The organism is Metabacillus malikii, from assembly GCF_030813355.1.
GTDB classification, from domain to species: Bacteria; Bacillota; Bacilli; order Bacillales; family Bacillaceae; genus Metabacillus; species Metabacillus malikii.
Map to the genome: position 1 here is coordinate 1 of NZ_JAUSUD010000020.1, position 18,762 is coordinate 18,762.

An 18,762-nucleotide genomic window follows, 5' to 3' on the forward strand; every position below is an offset into this window, starting at 1 on the left:
TATTAGGCACGCCGCCAGCGTTCGTCCTGAGCCAGGATCAAACTCTCCAATAAAGTGTTTGATTGCTCAATTGTTTTGTGTACATATAATGTACGTTTGTTGTTAATAAAAATTAACGTTGGCACGCTTGGTTTTGTTTAGTTTTCAAAGAACATTTTTATTATTTTTGTTAATGTGTTAAGTGTTAAGTTTCAATGCCCTGTTTAAGCGACGTTTAACATCTTAACATCATAAGCCGATACTGTCAACAGTTAAATTAATTTACTCAAGAATTTTACTGTATCTCGTTTCAGCGACGTTTATTATCATAACACCATCATATAATAGAGTCAACAGTAAATATCAATTTTTCAATTAATCATAATTCACTTTATCAAACTATTGATTTAAGTTGAAAACATATATGAATATTTCTCTTTTCAAGTACTATCTCCGTCTTACATTTTTAACTGATGATAGTAACATTAATTAAATTACATTTAAGGAGAGAACTCTTTTTGAATATTTGCGAACTCTGTAATCGTAACGACGTTGAAACAACAATTCATCATCTAGTCCCTAAAGAAATGGGTGGTACATTTGGACCTACTGCGACTCTTTGCATTCCATGTCATAAGCAAATCCACGCTCTCTATACAAATGAAGAATTAGCGTCTCGCTTATCGACAGTCGAGTTATTAAAAGATGATGAGAATCTTTCAAAATTTATTAAATGGATTAGAAAGCAGCCTCCTTCAAAATTAATGAAAATAAAAAAATCCAATGAAAGACGACAAAAAAGATGAGTTTTCATCTGATTGTTTTTAAGCTTAGAAACGTCAAATGATTTACTAAACAAACAGTTAAAGGCAAAACCTTTAATCTCTATACCCTAATGGCTTCTAACCACTTCTCCTATTAAATTGCTTGAATATTTTAAATATTTTATCTAGAATTTACCTTATAAGCATTCTAATCATACTGCTTAGTTTTATATAGATAGGAGAGCGAACGAATATATGTATAGTCATTTTATGAAGGATTTAGAGGACCATTATGAAGAAATGGTGGATATTCGTCGTTATTTACATATGAATCCCGAAGTTTCTTTTCAAGAAGTAAATACAGCAAAGTACATCACTCAGTTCTATGAACGAATAGGAATAGAAGTACGTTCAAACGTAGGTGGTAATGGTGTAGTTGCAAAAATTTCAGGTGAAAAGCAAGGACCTACTGTTGCTTTGCGAGCCGACTTTGATGCACTACCGATACAAGATGAAAAAGAAGTTCCATATAAATCTAGAGTTTCTGGTGTCATGCACGCTTGCGGTCATGACGGACATACAGCTACTTTACTTGTGTTAGCGAAAGTATTAAACAAACATCGTAATTTACTGCATGGGAATATCGTCCTTATACATCAGCATGCTGAAGAATACGCACCTGGAGGGGCATATTCCATGATACAAGACGGCTGTCTTGATGGAGTAGACATTATTTTCGGTACACACCTTTGGGCAACAGAGCCCGTTGGAAAAATTCAGTATAAAGTTGGACCTTTCATGGCTGCTGCAGACAGATTTGAAATAACGATAAACGGCAAAGGTGGTCATGGTGCTCAACCACATAAAACAAAAGATGCTATCGTCATTGGTTCACAAGTTGTAACCAATTTACAGCAAATTGTCAGCAGAAAGGTTGACCCCGTTCAATCTGCAGTCGTCACAGTCGGTTCATTCGTATCTGAAAATGCTTTTAATATCATTGCAGATTCAGCAACACTCATTGGAACTGCTCGGTCATTTGATGAAGAAGTTAGATTACAAATAGAAGAAGACATAAAGAAGGTAGTAGAAGGAACATGTTTAATGTCAGATGCTACATATCATTATCAATATACAAGGGGTTATCCAGCTGTTGTGAACCACGCTGATGAAACATACCTTTTAAAACAAATTGCCGAGAAAATCCCTGAGGTGAATGTCGTTGAGGAAAGTCCTCTACAAATGGGTGGTGAAGATTTTTCATATTATTTAAAGCGCGTAAATGGTACGTTCTTTTTTACCGGTGCGATGCCCGAAGATTCAAATCGAGCATTTCCACATCATCATCCAAAATTTGATATAAACGAGCGAGCATTGCTCATTGCTGCAAAAACGTTAGGAATGGCAGCTATTCAATATCAATTAGAGAATGTAAATTAACACGCACTTGCATTTTTAAGTGGCAAGGTAGCGCTAAGCCTATAATTTTGGCCAAAGCACCTCATGCTTCCAAACAATGTACCATGCTGGAGGAGCCTTACACTCAGGCTCGACATGATAGAATACCAATAAAATAACCCCCTAGTAAAGAAACAATTTTCAACTTTACCAGGGGGTTAATGTCTTTCAAATTCTCATATAAATTAGGTCGTTTCGAGTAAATGTCAGCTACAAATTGTTTTCTTCAATAAGTTACCAAACTTCCCTTCATAACCTACGACGCAGAGCTCCATAGCGTTATAGCAATTACTTTAACATTCGTAATCGATAACAATTCATCGCACATTCTCCAAGATGTTGAACTAAATTGTAGTTTGCTACTCCTCCAACAACAGCACCAATACCTGGCAAGACCTGAAGTAATTTAACGAGGTCTATATAATCCCGATATTCTTGTTGAAATATTCGCCAATCAACATCCTCTATACTTTGATTATTTTCTTCCCAATTTTCAATGAGATTCAATGTTTGAGCTTTATATGTTTCACTAGAAAAAGCAAGTTGAAAGATATAAAGTAAAAACAACCTTTCCTTTTCTTCCTTAGTGTTATATCCATATATGCTTGCTACTTCATATAAAAACTTCATTTTTATACTAAGAAATAACGGGAAATCTGCCATCCCTAAAAGTATGCCACCTGCTCCGGTTGATGCTCCTTCAATCGCAGCCGTTTTTTTATACGTTTCAATTGTATTCAATACTAGTTTTTCACGTTCTTCAAAAGTGAGTGCATTCACATTTTTCGCTGTTGTTGTAATGTTTGAACCAATTATCGTAGCTTGAACCATCTTTTTGATAGCTTCTGTAATAGCATAATGAATCTTTTCAGGTATGAGTTGATTTATTTTCCCTTGGACTTTCTTAGAAGAGCGTTCAAACATTGATGGCTTTTTTAAAAGTTTTTGCTTCCATATTCTTGCCTCTTCTGCCTTTTCTAGTTCATAGCCCATTCTTTACACCCTTTTCTCACTACTTAATCGAGATTTCATGTACCCATAAACAAAAACTGTGATAAACACAATACTAATCCCTAATGTAAGAGCTGTCGTAACAACATGTCCTTTCAACAATATAACGATTAGGTATACGAAGAGTTGTCCGAGTAAAACTTTATAAATGATTTGTAAAAAGCTACTTAGTTTTCTACTTTCAGCTTTTGGATAAAGGGATGGTAGTTCTATTAAGTCGTAATGCTTATATAAACTCATAATTTGTATTCCTGTTAGGAAGGAAAGTAAAATAACGACTAAACTATTTCCGATTAATTCATTATTAATTACGTATAAAACTACCGCACCAATAATAGTGAGTCTCATAACGATTCCGCTATAATCACCTGAACGAAGGAACGCACGGATAAATAAATAGTCGAAAATATTTTCCTGATTATATTTCACTTGCTTCAATAACCAATCTAAGTATTGTCTCCGCTTTGCACGCTTCTTCAATTTTGGTACGTCTGTAAATAAATTTGCTATTTTATAGAACGATTGCTTTCTTGCATCCTCTTTTTTAATAAGTTGATCCCATTTCATCGCTCTAGCTCTAACTTGTTTAGAAAAGTAGACTTCATATAGAAACATGACGACAATGAGGACGATTGAATACATATACTCATCTGAAAAGGCAAAAAATATCGTACAGAGACTTACTACGAATCGAACAAACAAATCAACCAACCTTGTACTAGACTCTGAATAAAACTCCATCTTCCAACTCATTCGTAAATTCCAATACTTAATTAGCAATATAAATAGAAGGCAAATTAACAAATCGCCCCCATTTGCAGGAGTCACAGCAAAATATAATGGAGAAAAAACGATGATTAATACAACAAGAACAAAACATTGTGTAATAAAGCTATAGATGAACGCTTTTTTGAAATATGCTTTTAGCTTATGCTCCATAGGGATTAAAAACACAATATCTGCTTCTTTTACGAGCGTTCGTACATTGGACGAAGCTACAATCAATGCAAACGTTAACGCCATTAAGTGAATAGCCGGGAAGTCTGACGGTACTGTTTTGAGCCATCCGGAATAAGCAACAGCTCCTCCAGCGGCTAGAAATATAAAAACAAACAGGAGATGGTCATTTAACATGTACTTTAAATATGACCTTGTCTCATTAATATGATGATTTAACCTCGTCTTCCAAATCTCATCAATGCTCTTCATCTTGCTCTTCCTTTGTTAACTGAATATAAAGATCATCAAGTGTTGCATCCATCATACCAAATTGCTCTCTTAATTGAAGTAATGTCCCTTTTGCTCGGACTTCCCCATTATGTAAAATAATAAAGGCATCACAATAACGTTCGGCTGTCGCAAGAATATGAGTAGACATCAGAATACCTGAACCTTGACTTTTCGCTTTTTCCATCATTTCAAGTAAAGAATTAATTGCGAGCGGGTCAAGTCCTACAAACGGTTCGTCTATAATATATAAGGATGGCTCGATTAAGAATGAACACATAATCATTACCTTTTGTTTCATACCTTTTGAAAAATGTGCAGGGAACCACTTTAACCGCTTCTCCATTCTAAATTCCTTTAATAACGGATTCAACCTATTCTCAAAGGTAGACTTATCTAAACCATATGCCATCGCTGTTAATTCAAGATGTTCATATAATGTTAATTCTTCATAAAGTATCGGTGTTTCTGGTATAAAACTAAACTGTGAACGATAAGCAGCAGGGTCTTCTGAAAATAAATTATTGTTGATTCTAATTTCACCTTTATGCGGCTCCATTAAACCAATAATATGCTTTATTGAGGTACTTTTGCCTGCTCCATTTAATCCAATTAATCCAACAATTTCACCTTCGTTTACTTGAAAGGTAACATCTTTTAAAACAGGGTACCGTGTATATCCACCTGTAAGGTTATTCACTTGTAACAATGTCATACCTGGAAACTCCTTTTCTTTTTATCATATCATAAAGCAGAATAGTTGTATTTTTCCACCTATGTTTCATATAGAATTCTTTTTATTTTCTCTGCATAATCATCATCCATTCGGACATGATAATTAGTGAGGAAGGGATATCGAGTCAGACAACCTAGCTTGTCACAGACTTTCCTCATGAAGCTGGAAATTTAGTACCATTGCATTAAACACTTATTAAATGAGGTGTTGACGGGACGTATTTTTCTTTAATTAGACGCTTGTATACCATCATTTTATAAATGAGGTGTTTGTCAAAGATAAGTTCTCAGCATGTTAAGAAGATGTTAATCAACTTAACTAGGGGATGATTGCTTTGGACCATGGTATTGACACATCAGATAGCATTTAATAAATGTTAAATGAGGTGTTTATCAAAGGTAATGAACCTTAACTCAAATCCAATGGTTTATAACACATTAGACAAATGAGGTGTTGACAGGCCGTTATTTTCTGAAATAAACGTTCATGTATAACCATCATTTAGAAAATGAGGTGTTTGTCAAAGATAACTTCTCATTATGTTAAGAAGATGTTGATCAACTTAACTAGGGGATGATTGCTTTGAACAATGGTAATAGCACAGAAAAGTGTTTATAAAAATATCTTTCCACGCTTTTGAGTAGTTCCCTTCTTTAGGAACAGGGTGACATCCACATCACCCTGTTCTTTTTGTGTCATTAGATAATCTTATGGTAAAATACGGCTATAGCTAGTCCTTTTCAACAGAATAGCATAAACCCTTTACAAATAATGTTGAAATTTAGTACAAATAATATTTTTATGAAAGTGGTGTATTTCTAATGAGCGATTGTATTTTTTGCAAAATTATTAATGGAGAAATTCCTAGTGCAAAAGTATATGAAGACGAACATGTTGTTGCATTTTTAGATATTAGTCAAGTCACAAAAGGACATACGCTTGTTATACCAAAAGTACATAAAGAAAATGTTTACGATTTAACACCAGAAATTGCAGGAAAAGTTTTTGAGGTTGTTCCAAAAATAGCAAACTCTATCAAAAAACAATTCCAGCCAGAAGGTCTTAACCTTTTAAATAATAATGGGAAAATTGCTGGGCAAACAGTATTCCATTACCACCTGCATTTAATTCCTAGATACGGAAAAGGTGATGGCTTTGGAGCTGTTTGGAAGTCCCATGCTGACCAATATACAACTGAACAATTACAAGAAATAGCAAAAACGATTGAAGATGGTATTACTAATTAATTTGCAAACAAATAATTATGTGTGCCTGACTTCTAATGAATAGAGAGTCAAAAGCTAATCTTAGTGTATTCTTTTACTAGGCTGTTTTCTAAAAGTTTTCGTTTTATGTAAAAAGCAACAACGTTTACGAAAACAGCCTTTTCTTAATAACTGTCGTTTATTTCTTTTCACTATTTCTGAATACCCCCTCCCACTCACCTTCAATAGCAAAATTGTTAACGGACATCGTCGATCTGATTCTGCAGTTCACCCCCACATTGATTACTTAATAAAAACTATAATAATGATAACTTAGCAAAGGTTGTTAACATTCTATATAACACAACAATACTGCAATGGATAAATAGTTAAAAACATATTATAAATGATAGCGTTTTCCGAATAAAACATTCACAAAGATGAAAATATTCAGTCTATATTTCCGTTAATTTTCATGTTAGGATATGAGTATTATTTTATAATTTTCATTTTCAACGTACACCAATCACAATGAAGTGTCTGAGAATCACCTCTCGCTCTTCAACTATTAAAGGAGGCAATTATTTTGCGAGCTTATAATTTTAATGCAGGTCCTGCAGCAATCCCATTAGAAGTACTAGAAAGAGCACAAAAAGAATTAGTTAACTTCAATAATACAGGTATGTCTGTTATGGAGCTTAGTCATAGAAGTAAAGACTATGAAGATGTCCATAACCGTGCTAATGCCTTATTAAGAGAACTGCTTGGCATTCCAGACTCATACGAGGTATTATTTTTACAAGGTGGAGCAAGTCTACAATTCTCAATGATACCGATGAATTTTCTTAAAGAAAATGAGACTGCTCATTACATATTAACCGGTTCTTGGTCTGAAAAAGCACTAAAAGAAGCGAAAGCTTTAGGAGAAACTAGAATCATTGCATCTAGTAAGGATTCTAATTATTCACATATCCCTACTGACTATTCACTAGATGGCATTGAAGATGGTGCATATTTACACATTACATCTAACAATACAATCTACGGTACTCAGTGGCAAGACTACCCTACTAGTCCAATCCCTTTAATTGCCGATATGTCTAGTGATATTTTATGTAAAGAAATTGATGTCGAAAAGTTTTCAATGATATATGCTGGTGCACAAAAAAATCTTGGTCCATCCGGGGTTACTGTCGTTATTGCGAAGAAGGATTTCTTAGCACGTGCACAGTCCAATGTTCCAACGATATTAAAATACTCAACACATGCTGATAATAAGTCTTTATATAATACACCACCTACTTTCGCTATTTATATGTTATCTCTTGTTCTAGAATGGGCAAAAGCACAAGGTGGCATTAAAGCTATTCAGAAAAACAATGAAGAAAAAGCAGGCTACATTTATGCAGCAATTGATGATAGTGAAGGCTTTTACAAAGCACATGCAACTCAAGATAGTCGTTCATTAATGAATATTACATTTACGCTACCAAATGAAGAATTAACGAAAAAATTTCTTGCGGAAGCAAAGGAACGCCATTTTATCGGACTTGCAGGTCATCGTTCTGTTGGTGGTTGCCGTGCATCTACTTACAATGCAGTACCAAAAGAAGCATGTATGGCACTTGCTGAATTTATGAATGAATTTAGAAATCAAAATAAATAATTTTTTATTTTCAAAATATTCTATTCATTGTTTTAGTTTACTGATATAATAATATTACTTCACTCGCAATAGGAAATGAGTTCACTATTGGGGTGGGAAATTTGAGCTTAGCCTGAGGAGAGATGAGAAATGAATACGAAGGTTTTAGTAACATTATCGCTTTTTGCAGCAATTGGAGCAGTGCTTCATATGGTCATGCCACCATTTTACGATGGGATGAAACCCGATATGATGCTCATTATGATGTTTGTTGGAATTATTATGTTCCCTACTCTAAAAAATGTAACTTTGTTAAGTATTGTTACAGGGATATTATCCGCTTTAACAACTAATTTTCCAGGTGGACAAATTCCAAATATGATTGATAAATTCATCACAGCATTCATATTTTATGGTTTACTGCTTATCGTAAAGAAGCACGTTCAAAAAATTGCGGTAGCAACCACTCTTACGATTATCTGTACAATTGTTTCAGGAACTATTTTCTTAACATCTGCACTTTTTTTAGTTGGCTTACCAGGTGGTGCAGCATTTACAGCATTATTCATTACAGTGGTTCTTCCTGCTACGATTTTTAACGGTATAGCGATCGTGTTAATTTTACCGATTGTTACAGCTATTTTTAAAAGGTCTAATTTTATACTAAATGCTTCATAATGACTACACATATGGGCTATCTCAAAGCTAAAGGCTTAATCTACTAAAACCATATATTATTGGTTTATAGAACGGGTAAACCTTTTCTTGAGATAGCCCATTATTTTTTCTCATCTTTTTAGCCATGGAATACTAATAAAATAATTCCAATTAATAGCGAGATAGCTCCCCCTGAGGCGAGTACAGTAATTTTTTGTTTTACAATCTTTTTAGGTGGATAAGATGCAGATTGCTGTAATAGCTTAAAGTAATGAAAAACACCAATAAATAATAATAAACTTATGACAAAGAATAAAAAGATAACACCTGACATACCCATCCCCCTATAACATTCAAAAATTTTCCAATGAATTTAGCTATATACCCTACTATTTGTTATCCTTAGTAGTAGGGTAATTAAGAATCTTTACATATAGCAAACTTCATTATTATTCTTAGTACCCATAATACATGTCCTATGAAACAAACTACATGTCTAAACAGTTTGGATATATAGATAAGTATGCGAATCCTAGCTTATCTATGTGTAGGTTTTGATGTTTCTTATAACTCGTTTTTTTGATGGTTTATATATTATGCGAGACTCTTACGGGATGTGTGAGACTGGTGATAAGTGAGCATGCACTTACGCTGTGTGGAGTTCGAATTGCGTAGGCGGCCTGCCCAATGACGTACAAACGCAGACAGATCGAATAGGACTAAAGGGAATACGATAAGCCGTATGGCGGATCGACGGTGGCTTATGAAGGGAGATAAAAGAGTTTGTTAACAGATGGCCACCGGTGCTATACAGGCTCACCTCACCCCGCGGAAAGTGAATACTGAAGGTGAAGACTAACCTTAAACTACAACTAAGTATCAAGCAACAATGTTTACGAAAACAGTTTAATGTAAAGTACTTTTTATTATCAATTTTTAGGAGTGATAGTAACATGTCGAATGGTAAATCTTTAATGTATGGATTATTAGTTGGTGGATTACTTGGTGGATTAGCTACTTTACTTGTAACCCCCTCATCAGGTAAACAAGTTCGTGCTCAACTCCAAAATAATCGAAACAAAATCAGTCATTCCGTACACCAAGTGCGTAATGATAGTCTTAGCTTAAAAAATCAACTTGTGGAAAGCTTTAAGGACAATTCGAAAGTAATAAAAGAGGTGTCAACAGATTTCAAGAAATCTCTCGGCCATTTTAAGGAAGATATTGAACCTCATAAAACCCAGTTACAAAAAGAAATAAAAGAAGTTGAAAGGAAATTAAAACAACTTGAACAATCAATCCAATAAATTCATTGAACGTGTTAACTTGTTCGTTTATTAAATACTGTTTTTTTCCGATTGACCTGGAATTTTGGCAGAGATATCAACTCTTTGCTTATTGAAGTTGTATTTTATTGAAGCCGCTACATATAAAAATTACTTTTCGTTTAAAGTGAAAAGTAAGTGGAAACCCTTTTATCCACTTACTTTTCATCCTCTAGAAGTGTTGATATAGATGGAATTATGAAAATATTTAAAAATTTCGCAAATTTAATCTTTATTAATCTTTATTTTATTGGCATAATAGAAAATAATACAATTTTGGAAGATCGGGGGGTGATCGGTGTTGAAACATAATGAAAAGGAATATACAGTGAAAGAAGCCCTTTTATTTAGTCAACGGGTTGCACAATTAAGTAAGGCCCTATGGAAGTCAATCGAAAAGGACTGGCAACAATGGATTAAGCCGTATGATTTAAATATTAACGAGCACCATATTCTTTGGATAGCTGACCATTTAAATGGGGCATCGATTTCAGAGATTGCTAAATTCGGAGTAATGCATGTTTCTACTGCATTTAACTTTTCAAAAAAGTTAGAGGAAAGAGGCTATCTTGAGTTTTCTAAAAAAGTGAATGATAAGCGAAATACGTATATCAAATTGACAAAACAAGGTGAAGAAGTGCTTGAACACTTATTAGAAGATTTTAGTCCTGATAGAAACTCAGTCCTTAAAGGGGCTCTTCCACTGCAAAATTTATATGGGAAATTTCCAGAAATGATTGAAATGATGTGTATCATCCGTAACATATACGGTGATGATTTTATGGAGATTTTCGAACGTTCCTTTGATAATCTCGAAGATTCATTTTCTGAGGAAAATGGGAGCCTTTCAAAAAAGGTAGCACCAGATGAAGAATTATTGCCTTCGAGTTAAACACTAATCACTGATTAAGTGTTTGAATTCGTTCATCAGAGGCTCATATATACCTTGTTTAATCATTGCATACACTGTTTCATTCACGTTTAGTTTTTCATTTAATAAACCAGCAAACTGCGTAAGGAGATCAGTATAAATGACTAATCCTTGCGCTTTTTGTTGTTCATATTCTTCATTTAATTCGTCACATAAACGATATACTCCCTCTACTTCGCTTTTCGTTAACCCTCTTTCCATAACTAGCCGATAAAAGGGACATTTGTCTGAATCAATCATTTCTAATAATAATTGTTGATAATATTCCAATGTTGCAAGACGAGTTTCTAAAGATTCCATTTCGTACCTTCCTTCTTATAAAAATACGGTATTGACCTTTATTTTATAGCATTTATTCCATGAATGAAAGGTCGTTCTCATTGTTTACGTAATTTATAAACCGTTCGCAATGTATGCCTAAAAATATACTTATTTAAACTTATTTTAACAACTCAATCCTTAAAAATAACCGCATCATTTAAGCATTTTGTCACTTTTTTTTATTAAGCGTTTCCAATTGTATTTTCCATCTTGCTTTTTTTAACGCTCCGTCGTAAAGTATGAGAGTACTTTATTTATTATCTGTTTGGACGGTGAAATGATGACCTGTTGGAAAACAATTAATCTATCTAAAGATATTGGTCAATCTAGAATATTGTTTCTTTCAATTATAACAATGATTTTTGTTTTTATCTTAACTTATCTACCTATAAATTTATTATTACCTAACAATCGTCTAAACGATGAACATTTCATTATTTTTGTTCTGTTATATATTAGCCTGTTACCAATCCATAAATTACTTCATGCTCTCCCATTATTAATTAGTGGTTGCCGTGTATCAACAAAAATAAAATATTATTTTATGATACCTGTTCTAGAAGTGAAAGCTTGTAATAGTATAAAAAAGGGAAGTATGATTATATCCCTTTTGGCACCATTTCTCATAATAACTAGTTTACTCCTTTTAAGTAGCTTGTCCTTTACTTCGTATATTCATTATATCTGTATTGCGATGGCCTTTCATATTGGATTATGTGTCCCTGATTTCATTTTTATTAAACACTTAATATTTGCTCCAAAAACGAGCATGATAGAAGAATTTGAAGATGGGTATGAAGTATTGATTGATAGATAATATTGTAAATTTTAAGCCTATTATTCTTACATTAATAAATAATCCATAAACAATTCTCAACGTTCTATGCTATCTTTTTAATAAATAGTTTGGTAATCTAATATGTATAATGAGGGAAGGGGGATCTCCAATGTTAATTCTCTTCATTTTGTTTGCAGTCTTTATCTTGTTTTACATTAACAAGCTTACAAATACACTATGCTTAGTTCGTGAGATTCCTGAAGACCGACAAACAAAAGTATTTCGAACAATAAACGTTCTTATTACAATTTTGTTAATCTCTTCATACATAGAAATTTTATTTACGTAGAAAATTAGCAATCATAAGAACACTGTACCTAGTGTAAGCTGGCAAATAACTTTGTCAGTTTTTTTATTGCCTATTTTCTTAATTTTATCGGCCTTTCTTAGTCATCCTCGTAATGCATACCCAAAGTGATTTCTTAAAGAATAATAGTGTTAGCTAATACTGATTTTCCTAGCTTATACTTCTCTGGATCATTACAACTTATTTACTAATTTTAGACCCTTACTACATAGATACTTTTGTCCTCCCTATAAAAGTGGCTACCTAGGGAAATCAATCGATAACGTCAATTATGTAAGAAGCAACAATGATTACAAAAATGTTAAAATATATATTCAGTACACAACGTTCTCTAAGAAAGCTTTCCTACATATTGAAAAACTCTCATGGCTATAGATTACTCAAGCCATGAGAGTCCTCTACTATATTATAACCAAGCAGCACCTACAATGATTAACAAGATGAATAACACGACGATTAACGCAAATCCACCTGAATATGATCCGCCCATCATGACACCCCCTTTGCTTTTATTACGATATACTATGCTTCACGGCCTACAAACGGATAGGCGATTGCAATATAGAATATAATTTATTTTGTAAATGGTTGATTAATAAATATATGAAGCACCAATAATAATTAATAAAATGAACAACACAACAAGTAACGCAAAGTTGTTTGATAATCCGAATCCTTTACTCATTTAAATTACCTCCTTTATCTTTTCACTTTATCTTATGGGTTTAATCCCTTCTTGATTGGACGCTCGCCTATTTTTCAATATTTTCATTCATTCGAGCTATTTTTCACGTTAGCTTTTTGTTATTGTCACATTATGGTATAGTATTTCTTGTATAATTTTCACGATATTTTCTAACTAGGAGTTGTAGACAAAATGAAGAAGTTAGTTTTATCAGTAGTAGCAGCATCAAGTATTTTTGCACTTAGCGCTTGTAACAATGAAGATTCTGAAGCCATTGTTGAGACAAAAGCTGGTGACATTACAAAGGATGAGTTTTATCAAGCTCTTAAAGACCGCTTTGGTGAAGATGTTCTAACAGAGCTCGTACATGAAAAAGTATTGAGTGAAAAATATAAAGTGACCGATAAAGAGATTCAAGCAGAGTTTGATAAATATCAAAGCCAATTAGGAGCACAATTTACAAGCATGGTTCAAATGCAAGGAGAAGATGTTATAAAAAATATCCTTAAAGTTGAATTGCTTCGTAAAAAAGCAGCTGAAGCTGATGTAAAGGTAACAGATGAAGAAGTGAAAGAGTATTATGATTCGCTTGATGGAAAAATTAAGGCTAGTCACATTCTTGTTGCTGATGAAAAAACAGCGAAAGAAGTTCAAGATAAGCTAAAGAAAGAAGAAAAATTTGAAGATTTAGCAAAACAATATTCAACGGACCCAGGCTCAGCGCAAAATGGAGGAGATTTAGGCTGGTTCGGCAAAGATTCTATGGTGAAGGAATTTGAAGAAGCTGCCTTTAAGCTAAAAGAAGGCGAAGTTAGTGAACCAATTAAATCTGACTATGGTTTTCATATTATAAAAGTGACAGAAACTCGTAAATCTCTTGATGAAATGAAGGATACCCTAAAAGAAGATGTTCGTTCACAAAAGCTACAACAACCTGATACGATTCAAGCAGCATTAGAAAAGGAAATCAAAGAGGCTAAAGTCGATGTGAAAGACAAGGATATGAAGGATTTATTCAAGGAGAATAACGCGGATACGACTGAAAAGGAATCTGAGAAATAATCTACATGACGAAAAGAGCGGATAATTCACCTAACCATTTTGAATTATCCGCTCTTCATTTTATAAAAATCTATTTATAGCCTATCACACGTTAGCTAACAGACTTATCATTCTCTAAAGCTTCTAATTGTTGTGCAGCTTCTTGTCTCATTTGACGTTCCTTCTCAATTCTCTCAAGGAATACTTGTCCTTCCTTTTCAATAAATTCCTGGTCAACCATCTTATCTTCACGAGCTGTTCGGAATGCCATGTATCCACTGATTAAAATACCGATAATACATACATAAATCCACCATGGTAATAAAAGCATCGTATACTCCTCCTTTTAAACTTGTACAACGTTTTCAATTACTATTAGATGTATGAGGAGTAACGATGTTTTATTCCACTCTTCTATGGAAGATATTCACCTTTTTCATAAACTTAGCGTTCCATCAAGCCACTTAAGATGTATTGTTCTCCTCCTGATAGTATTTCGACAATCTGATTAGTGACTCGATTATAAAAATAAAAAGCGTAAGAATTCACCTACGCTTTTAATAAGTTATCTATTTATGAAATGTTGGTTTGTAAAAAGAACGATTATCTAGTGCAAATACTCTTTCTGTAAATTCTCCTGGCTTAACTCGGTCAAGTGCTCTGTCAAGCATATTCATTTTTGCATCAAGATTATCGATGTAATGAAGAATTTCAGCTTCTTTAATCATCGGTGGCTTTGGACTGCCCCATTCTGCTTTACCATGATGACTTAAAACTAAATGCTGCAGAATAACGATTTCTTCCCCTTCAATTTGCAAATGCTCAGCTGCTTTAGCTATTTCATTGACTATAATCGAAATATGACCAATTAAGTTACCTTCAACTGTGTATGTAGTACTTATTGGTCCCGATAGTTCAATAACTTTGCCTAAATCATGTAGAATTACTCCAGAGTAGAGTAAATCCGTATCCAAACTTGGATAAAGTGTTGCGATTGACTTTGCTAAATCCAACATTGAAACGACATGATAGGCTAACCCAGAAACAAATTCGTGATGATTTTTCGTTGCTGCCGGATATTCAAAAAAAGCTGCACCATGCTTTTTTAATAGATGTCTTGTTATACGTTGAATGTTCGGGTTTTTCATTTCAAAAATATATTGGGTTATCTTATCATTCATTACCTCTTTAGAAACTGGCGCTGTTTCCAGAAAATCCGCAATATCTACGGTTTCATCATCGTGCTTCGGTCTTATATTGCGTATTTTTAATTGATTACGACCTCGATAATGATGGATATCTCCGTATACTTTAACGATTTTTTGTGGAGCATATGTTACTTCGTCGTCCTGACTTGCATCCCATAGCTTTGCCTCTATTTCCCCAGATGTATCTTGTAGTATTAATGTTAAAAATGCCTTCCCATTACTCGCGATCCCTTTTGTAGAAGATTTTATTAGAAGATGGACATCAACTTGTTCACCAACGTCGTAATGTAGGATTCCCTTAGCCATCACATTAGCTCCCCTCGTGTTCGTGTTAAATCTATTTACAGTTACTTTGCTGTATATAGAAAGACTTGTTATAAAGTCTTAAATTTGTGTATGGATAGTATAGCATAGTTCTTTGTTTAATAGTTTACTTTAAACAGGTTGTTTCCGAACATAATCATTTAAAGAGATAATCCCTTCAGTGTTGTAGCTGCTTGCAATATGTTTATGACATGTAAAGAAGATGACCTGGTTTTCCTGTTTTAAATGTTGCAACAGCTTAAACGTATTCTCTGCCCTAATATGGTCAAAATGTACAAAACTATCATCAATAATTATCGGTAAATTTACATGTTCATTAATCATCTTAACTAGCGCTAGTCTAATTGATAAATATAATTGTTCTGCTGTCGCTTGACTCAGTTCTTCAGCTAAAAATCTTATCCCATCATTCCTCTCAACAATAAATGACTCTTTATTCTCAGGTAAGTAAACATGTGGATAACTTTCTCCGGTTAATTGATAAAAATATGTCTCAATTAACTTTATTAGTGCTGGTAATTTCGTCTGACGATATCGTTCAACAGTTTGGGATAGTAAATCTTTTGCAAGGGCTCTAATTGCCCATTGCTCCGCGATTTCTCTAACTTCTGCTTTTTCCATTTCATATGATTGAACTAAATTAGAATACAAGCCATTGCTTTCAATATCCTCTAACTTTATCAATGTGCTTGAATATTCTTTTTGAATGTTCTTTTCTGCTGAAGTAAGCCCATCGATCCTCGATTCAATATCAACAAGCTGTTTGTCAATGTCATCCTCCTCATTCATTTCAGACTCTGAAATGATAGGTACTGACGCAAGTTGCTTGTCAATCCATTTCTTTTGCTTCAAAATTTCCTCTTTTTCTTCATATGCTTTCGCTAATTTTCGGAAATCGTCATCTGTCTGTACTCTAGCTATTTGAAAGAGCTTTTCTTTTTCTGATTTAATAAACGATACTTTGTCCTCTAAAGAGCGAATAGAATTGTCTAGCTCCGTTTTTTTATGTAACAAATCCTTTAACTGTTCATTTCTTTTAGTCTCTGTTTCTGCAAATGTGTAAAGACCAATGACTGCCTCTTCCATCGAGGAATGATTAACCTCAAATTGTTGTATTAACCTATTTATTTTTGTCTCGTATTGGACTATTTCTTCTTCTAGCATTGTAACTTCTGTTGTTTCTTTTCTGCATCTTAAGATTATTTGCTGTAATTGCTGTAGGCCTTGGAAAGCTTCCAAAATTGCCTCAGCTGTTGCCTTTATATCAATCTTTAATTGACCAGCTAAATCCTTAGTAAGTTCTTGTAATTGATAACATTCATCTTCCCACTTCTCATACTGGCTTAGCACCCTGTCATAATTTCTTTCCTGCTGATTCCTAATTAATTGTGCATGATGAAGCTCTTGTTTTCGTTTATTATCGTTATCCAGCATAAACATTTTCTGTGAAATAGTCTGTTTGAGATCTTCTTCTCCAATTAAGGAAGCAATTTCTTCGTCTATCATATGTAACCTTTGTTCAAGATGCTTCCCTAAAGGATCAGCCTTTAAATGATGTTGTCTTACTAAAAATAGTACTACAAGAAAGCCACTAATTCCGATTATAGAAAATAACATTAATTTTTCAACAAGCAGCCATACTGTACTGAATGCAAATAACACTGCAAGAAATATATATAAATATAATCGTTGTTTTTTTTCTTGCTGAAACTCTTTTTGGCGATTATTAAGCTGTTGTTGTAATTGTTTTTTCTCTACCTTTAAATAAGCAGTATCTGTAATTTTATTTTTTTCTATCTCTTTTTCTAATTTTGTACGTTCTGCTTTAGGTAGCAAGTCCTTTTCGAGCTCAGCGATTTTCCATTCAGTTTCTTCTAATCCGCTTTTTGCCTGTTCAAATTGCTCATCTAACAGTTTTTTTCTATGTGATAACTGTTGTTCAGTTGCTATTGCCGTCTTAATGGACTCCTTCATTAACACAGTTGCATGAATGCTCATGATTTCCTCATTTGAAAGATGTGGATAAAGCCTTTGTTTATATATTGAAATTTCTTCTTCATATTGTTCAACGATTTTTTGCTTCTGGTGTATATTTTTCTTTCTTTCCTTGTAAACCTGGAGTTGGTCACGTAATAAAGAGATTTCTGAATAGCGTTCTACTGCATCTTTATTAATCGTATCATTCGCTAAAATTCGTTCATACTTGGCCTTCTCCATTTCTAAAGCATGGAGTTGTGTTTCAATTGGTTGTAGTGCGACAACGTATGAATCTAGGTGCTGTATGCCTTCCTCTGGGAAATTTTGCGTATCTGGTAGTTTGCTTAACTGTTGCTCACACCATTTACGTTCTTGAAGGATAGGTAAAATTGAATGTACTTTTTCTAACTCTTTATGTTTTAATAAAAGTTTCTTCCTTTCATCCGCAATCGCATCTAATTGATTTTCAATTTTCCTCTTTCGGGCTAATAACTCTTGATATTGATTATTACTGCGTTTTGCCTCTATTAATTTACGGTTACTCTCTTTTAGTTTGACGAGAGCTTCATTGAGAAGTGGCTTTTTTCCTCCCGGTTTAAAAAGGGCTTCCTGTTGCTTTGATAAGTAATGTTCGACTGTAAATAAGGCTTCTCCGCCATAAATACTTGATAAAAATAAAAATTTACCAATTTGGTCTGATTTCATTTTCTGAATTTGCTGGAGACCATGAATATCAAAAGAAAAGATTGAACGGTACGTATCTCGGTCAATTCCACCTAGAAATTGCTGGAGATCTTCCTCGTTAAGTACTTTACCATTCTCTTCTTCGATTCGAACCTCACCACCGCCTTTACCTGCAATCCTTTCAATTTTATATAGTTGATTTTCATTTGAACGAATGATAAGATACCCACCATAAGCTGCACCATTTTTTGGTTCATAGCGATTTTCTGCTTGTTGTTTAGTAGGAAATCCAAATAAAATACTGTGTATAAATGACATTATTGTCGATTTTCCAGCTTCATTTTCACCGTAAATGATTTGTAGATTTTGTGATTCAAATTCTATCAATTGATTTTGAAATTTCCCATAGCCATAAATCATTAATTTTACAATCTTCACG

The 18,762-nt window shown here is 33.7% G+C and carries 20 protein-coding genes; 10 read left to right on the forward strand and 10 right to left on the reverse strand.

Annotated features, from left to right (window positions below; genetic code table 11):
• Window positions 1–497 precede the first annotated feature (497 nt).
• The gene (hlpB, locus tag J2S19_RS16830; RefSeq protein ID WP_370875164.1) at window positions 498–785 is read left to right on the forward strand and encodes an HNH nuclease-like protein HlpB; all 288 of its coding nucleotides are present in this window, start codon (window positions 498–500) and stop codon (window positions 783–785) included.
• 213 nt (window positions 786–998) lie between these two features.
• Window positions 999–2,183 carry a M20 family metallopeptidase gene (locus J2S19_RS16835; protein ID WP_307344308.1) on the forward strand — a complete coding sequence of 395 codons (1,185 nt, stop codon included), beginning with the start codon at window positions 999–1,001 and terminating at the stop codon, window positions 2,181–2,183.
• Between the two features lie 306 nt (window positions 2,184–2,489).
• Here J2S19_RS16835 and J2S19_RS16840 read toward each other — a convergent pair whose 3' ends face one another.
• From J2S19_RS16840 to J2S19_RS16850, 3 genes are read right to left on the reverse strand one after another with little or no spacing between them, the layout of a single operon-like run.
• Window positions 2,490–3,194, reverse strand: a complete 705-nt coding sequence (locus J2S19_RS16840; RefSeq protein ID WP_307344309.1) for an EcsC family protein — start codon at window positions 3,192–3,194, stop codon at window positions 2,490–2,492.
• Window positions 3,195–3,197: 3 nt separating this feature from the next.
• Entirely contained in the window at window positions 3,198–4,421 is a 1,224-nt protein-coding gene (locus tag J2S19_RS16845; protein WP_307344310.1) for an ABC transporter permease, read from the reverse strand.
• Window positions 4,408–5,154 (reverse strand): ABC transporter ATP-binding protein, encoded by a 747-nt coding sequence (locus J2S19_RS16850; protein WP_307344311.1) that lies wholly within the window; start codon window positions 5,152–5,154, stop codon window positions 4,408–4,410. Before J2S19_RS16850 ends, J2S19_RS16845 begins: the two co-directional genes overlap by 14 nt.
• Window positions 5,155–5,996: 842 nt before the next feature.
• On the opposite strand from J2S19_RS16850, the gene J2S19_RS16855 reads away from it, so the two are divergent.
• The 3 genes from J2S19_RS16855 to J2S19_RS16865 all read left to right on the forward strand — a co-directional run bounded on the left by J2S19_RS16855 (window position 5,997) and on the right by J2S19_RS16865 (window position 8,703).
• Window positions 5,997–6,422 carry an HIT family protein gene (locus J2S19_RS16855; protein WP_307344312.1) on the forward strand — a complete coding sequence of 142 codons (426 nt, stop codon included), beginning with the start codon at window positions 5,997–5,999 and terminating at the stop codon, window positions 6,420–6,422.
• Window positions 6,423–6,963: 541 nt separating this feature from the next.
• Window positions 6,964–8,046, forward strand: coding sequence for a 3-phosphoserine/phosphohydroxythreonine transaminase (gene serC, locus J2S19_RS16860; protein ID WP_307344396.1), 1,083 nt, complete (start codon window positions 6,964–6,966; stop codon window positions 8,044–8,046).
• 129 nt (window positions 8,047–8,175) lie between these two features.
• On the forward strand, window positions 8,176–8,703 hold the full coding sequence (locus tag J2S19_RS16865) for a tryptophan transporter (RefSeq protein ID WP_307344313.1): 528 nt from the start codon (window positions 8,176–8,178) through the stop codon (window positions 8,701–8,703).
• A gap of 118 nt (window positions 8,704–8,821) precedes the next feature.
• Here J2S19_RS16865 and yhzF read toward each other — a convergent pair whose 3' ends face one another.
• On the reverse strand, window positions 8,822–9,016 hold the full coding sequence (yhzF, locus tag J2S19_RS16870) for a membrane protein YhzF (protein WP_307344314.1): 195 nt from the start codon (window positions 9,014–9,016) through the stop codon (window positions 8,822–8,824).
• 619 nt (window positions 9,017–9,635) lie between these two features.
• Here yhzF and J2S19_RS16875 point away from each other — a divergent pair.
• Window positions 9,636–9,989, forward strand: coding sequence for a YtxH domain-containing protein (locus tag J2S19_RS16875; protein ID WP_307344315.1), 354 nt, complete (start codon window positions 9,636–9,638; stop codon window positions 9,987–9,989).
• 319 nt (window positions 9,990–10,308) lie between these two features.
• Window positions 10,309–10,899 (forward strand): HTH-type transcriptional regulator Hpr, encoded by a 591-nt coding sequence (locus tag J2S19_RS16880; RefSeq protein WP_307344397.1) that lies wholly within the window; start codon window positions 10,309–10,311, stop codon window positions 10,897–10,899.
• 3 nt (window positions 10,900–10,902) lie between these two features.
• On the opposite strand, the gene J2S19_RS16885 is transcribed toward J2S19_RS16880, so the two are convergent.
• Window positions 10,903–11,238, reverse strand: a complete 336-nt coding sequence (locus tag J2S19_RS16885; RefSeq protein WP_307344316.1) for a YhaI family protein — start codon at window positions 11,236–11,238, stop codon at window positions 10,903–10,905.
• Window positions 11,239–11,539: 301 nt separating this feature from the next.
• Between J2S19_RS16885 and J2S19_RS16890 the strand changes: the two genes are divergently transcribed.
• Both J2S19_RS16890 and J2S19_RS16895 read left to right on the forward strand, forming a co-directional pair.
• The gene (locus J2S19_RS16890) at window positions 11,540–12,076 is read left to right on the forward strand and encodes a DUF3267 domain-containing protein (protein WP_307344317.1); all 537 of its coding nucleotides are present in this window, start codon (window positions 11,540–11,542) and stop codon (window positions 12,074–12,076) included.
• A gap of 130 nt (window positions 12,077–12,206) precedes the next feature.
• A complete protein-coding gene (locus J2S19_RS16895) occupies window positions 12,207–12,386 on the forward strand; it encodes a hypothetical protein (RefSeq protein ID WP_307344318.1) in 180 nt (59 codons plus the stop codon).
• A 424-nt stretch (window positions 12,387–12,810) separates the two neighbouring features.
• Here J2S19_RS16895 and J2S19_RS16900 read toward each other — a convergent pair whose 3' ends face one another.
• Window positions 12,811–12,894 (reverse strand): YjcZ family sporulation protein, encoded by an 84-nt coding sequence (locus J2S19_RS16900; RefSeq protein WP_307344398.1) that lies wholly within the window; start codon window positions 12,892–12,894, stop codon window positions 12,811–12,813.
• A 102-nt stretch (window positions 12,895–12,996) separates the two neighbouring features.
• Window positions 12,997–13,089: a YjcZ family sporulation protein gene (locus J2S19_RS16905; protein ID WP_307344319.1), complete on the reverse strand. Its 93-nt coding sequence runs from the start codon at window positions 13,087–13,089 to the stop codon at window positions 12,997–12,999.
• Between the two features lie 192 nt (window positions 13,090–13,281).
• On the opposite strand from J2S19_RS16905, the gene J2S19_RS16910 reads away from it, so the two are divergent.
• A complete protein-coding gene (locus J2S19_RS16910; protein ID WP_307344320.1) occupies window positions 13,282–14,151 on the forward strand; it encodes a peptidylprolyl isomerase in 870 nt (289 codons plus the stop codon).
• 91 nt (window positions 14,152–14,242) lie between these two features.
• On the opposite strand, the gene J2S19_RS16915 is transcribed toward J2S19_RS16910, so the two are convergent.
• From J2S19_RS16915 to J2S19_RS16925, 3 genes are all read right to left on the reverse strand, one after another.
• Window positions 14,243–14,461, reverse strand: a complete 219-nt coding sequence (locus tag J2S19_RS16915; protein WP_307344321.1) for a sporulation YhaL family protein — start codon at window positions 14,459–14,461, stop codon at window positions 14,243–14,245.
• A gap of 238 nt (window positions 14,462–14,699) precedes the next feature.
• Window positions 14,700–15,644, reverse strand: a complete 945-nt coding sequence (yhaM, locus tag J2S19_RS16920; RefSeq protein WP_307344322.1) for a 3'-5' exoribonuclease YhaM — start codon at window positions 15,642–15,644, stop codon at window positions 14,700–14,702.
• A gap of 129 nt (window positions 15,645–15,773) precedes the next feature.
• A complete protein-coding gene (locus J2S19_RS16925) occupies window positions 15,774–18,761 on the reverse strand; it encodes an ATP-binding protein (protein ID WP_307344323.1) in 2,988 nt (995 codons plus the stop codon).
• Between the last annotated feature and the right edge of the window lies 1 nt (window position 18,762).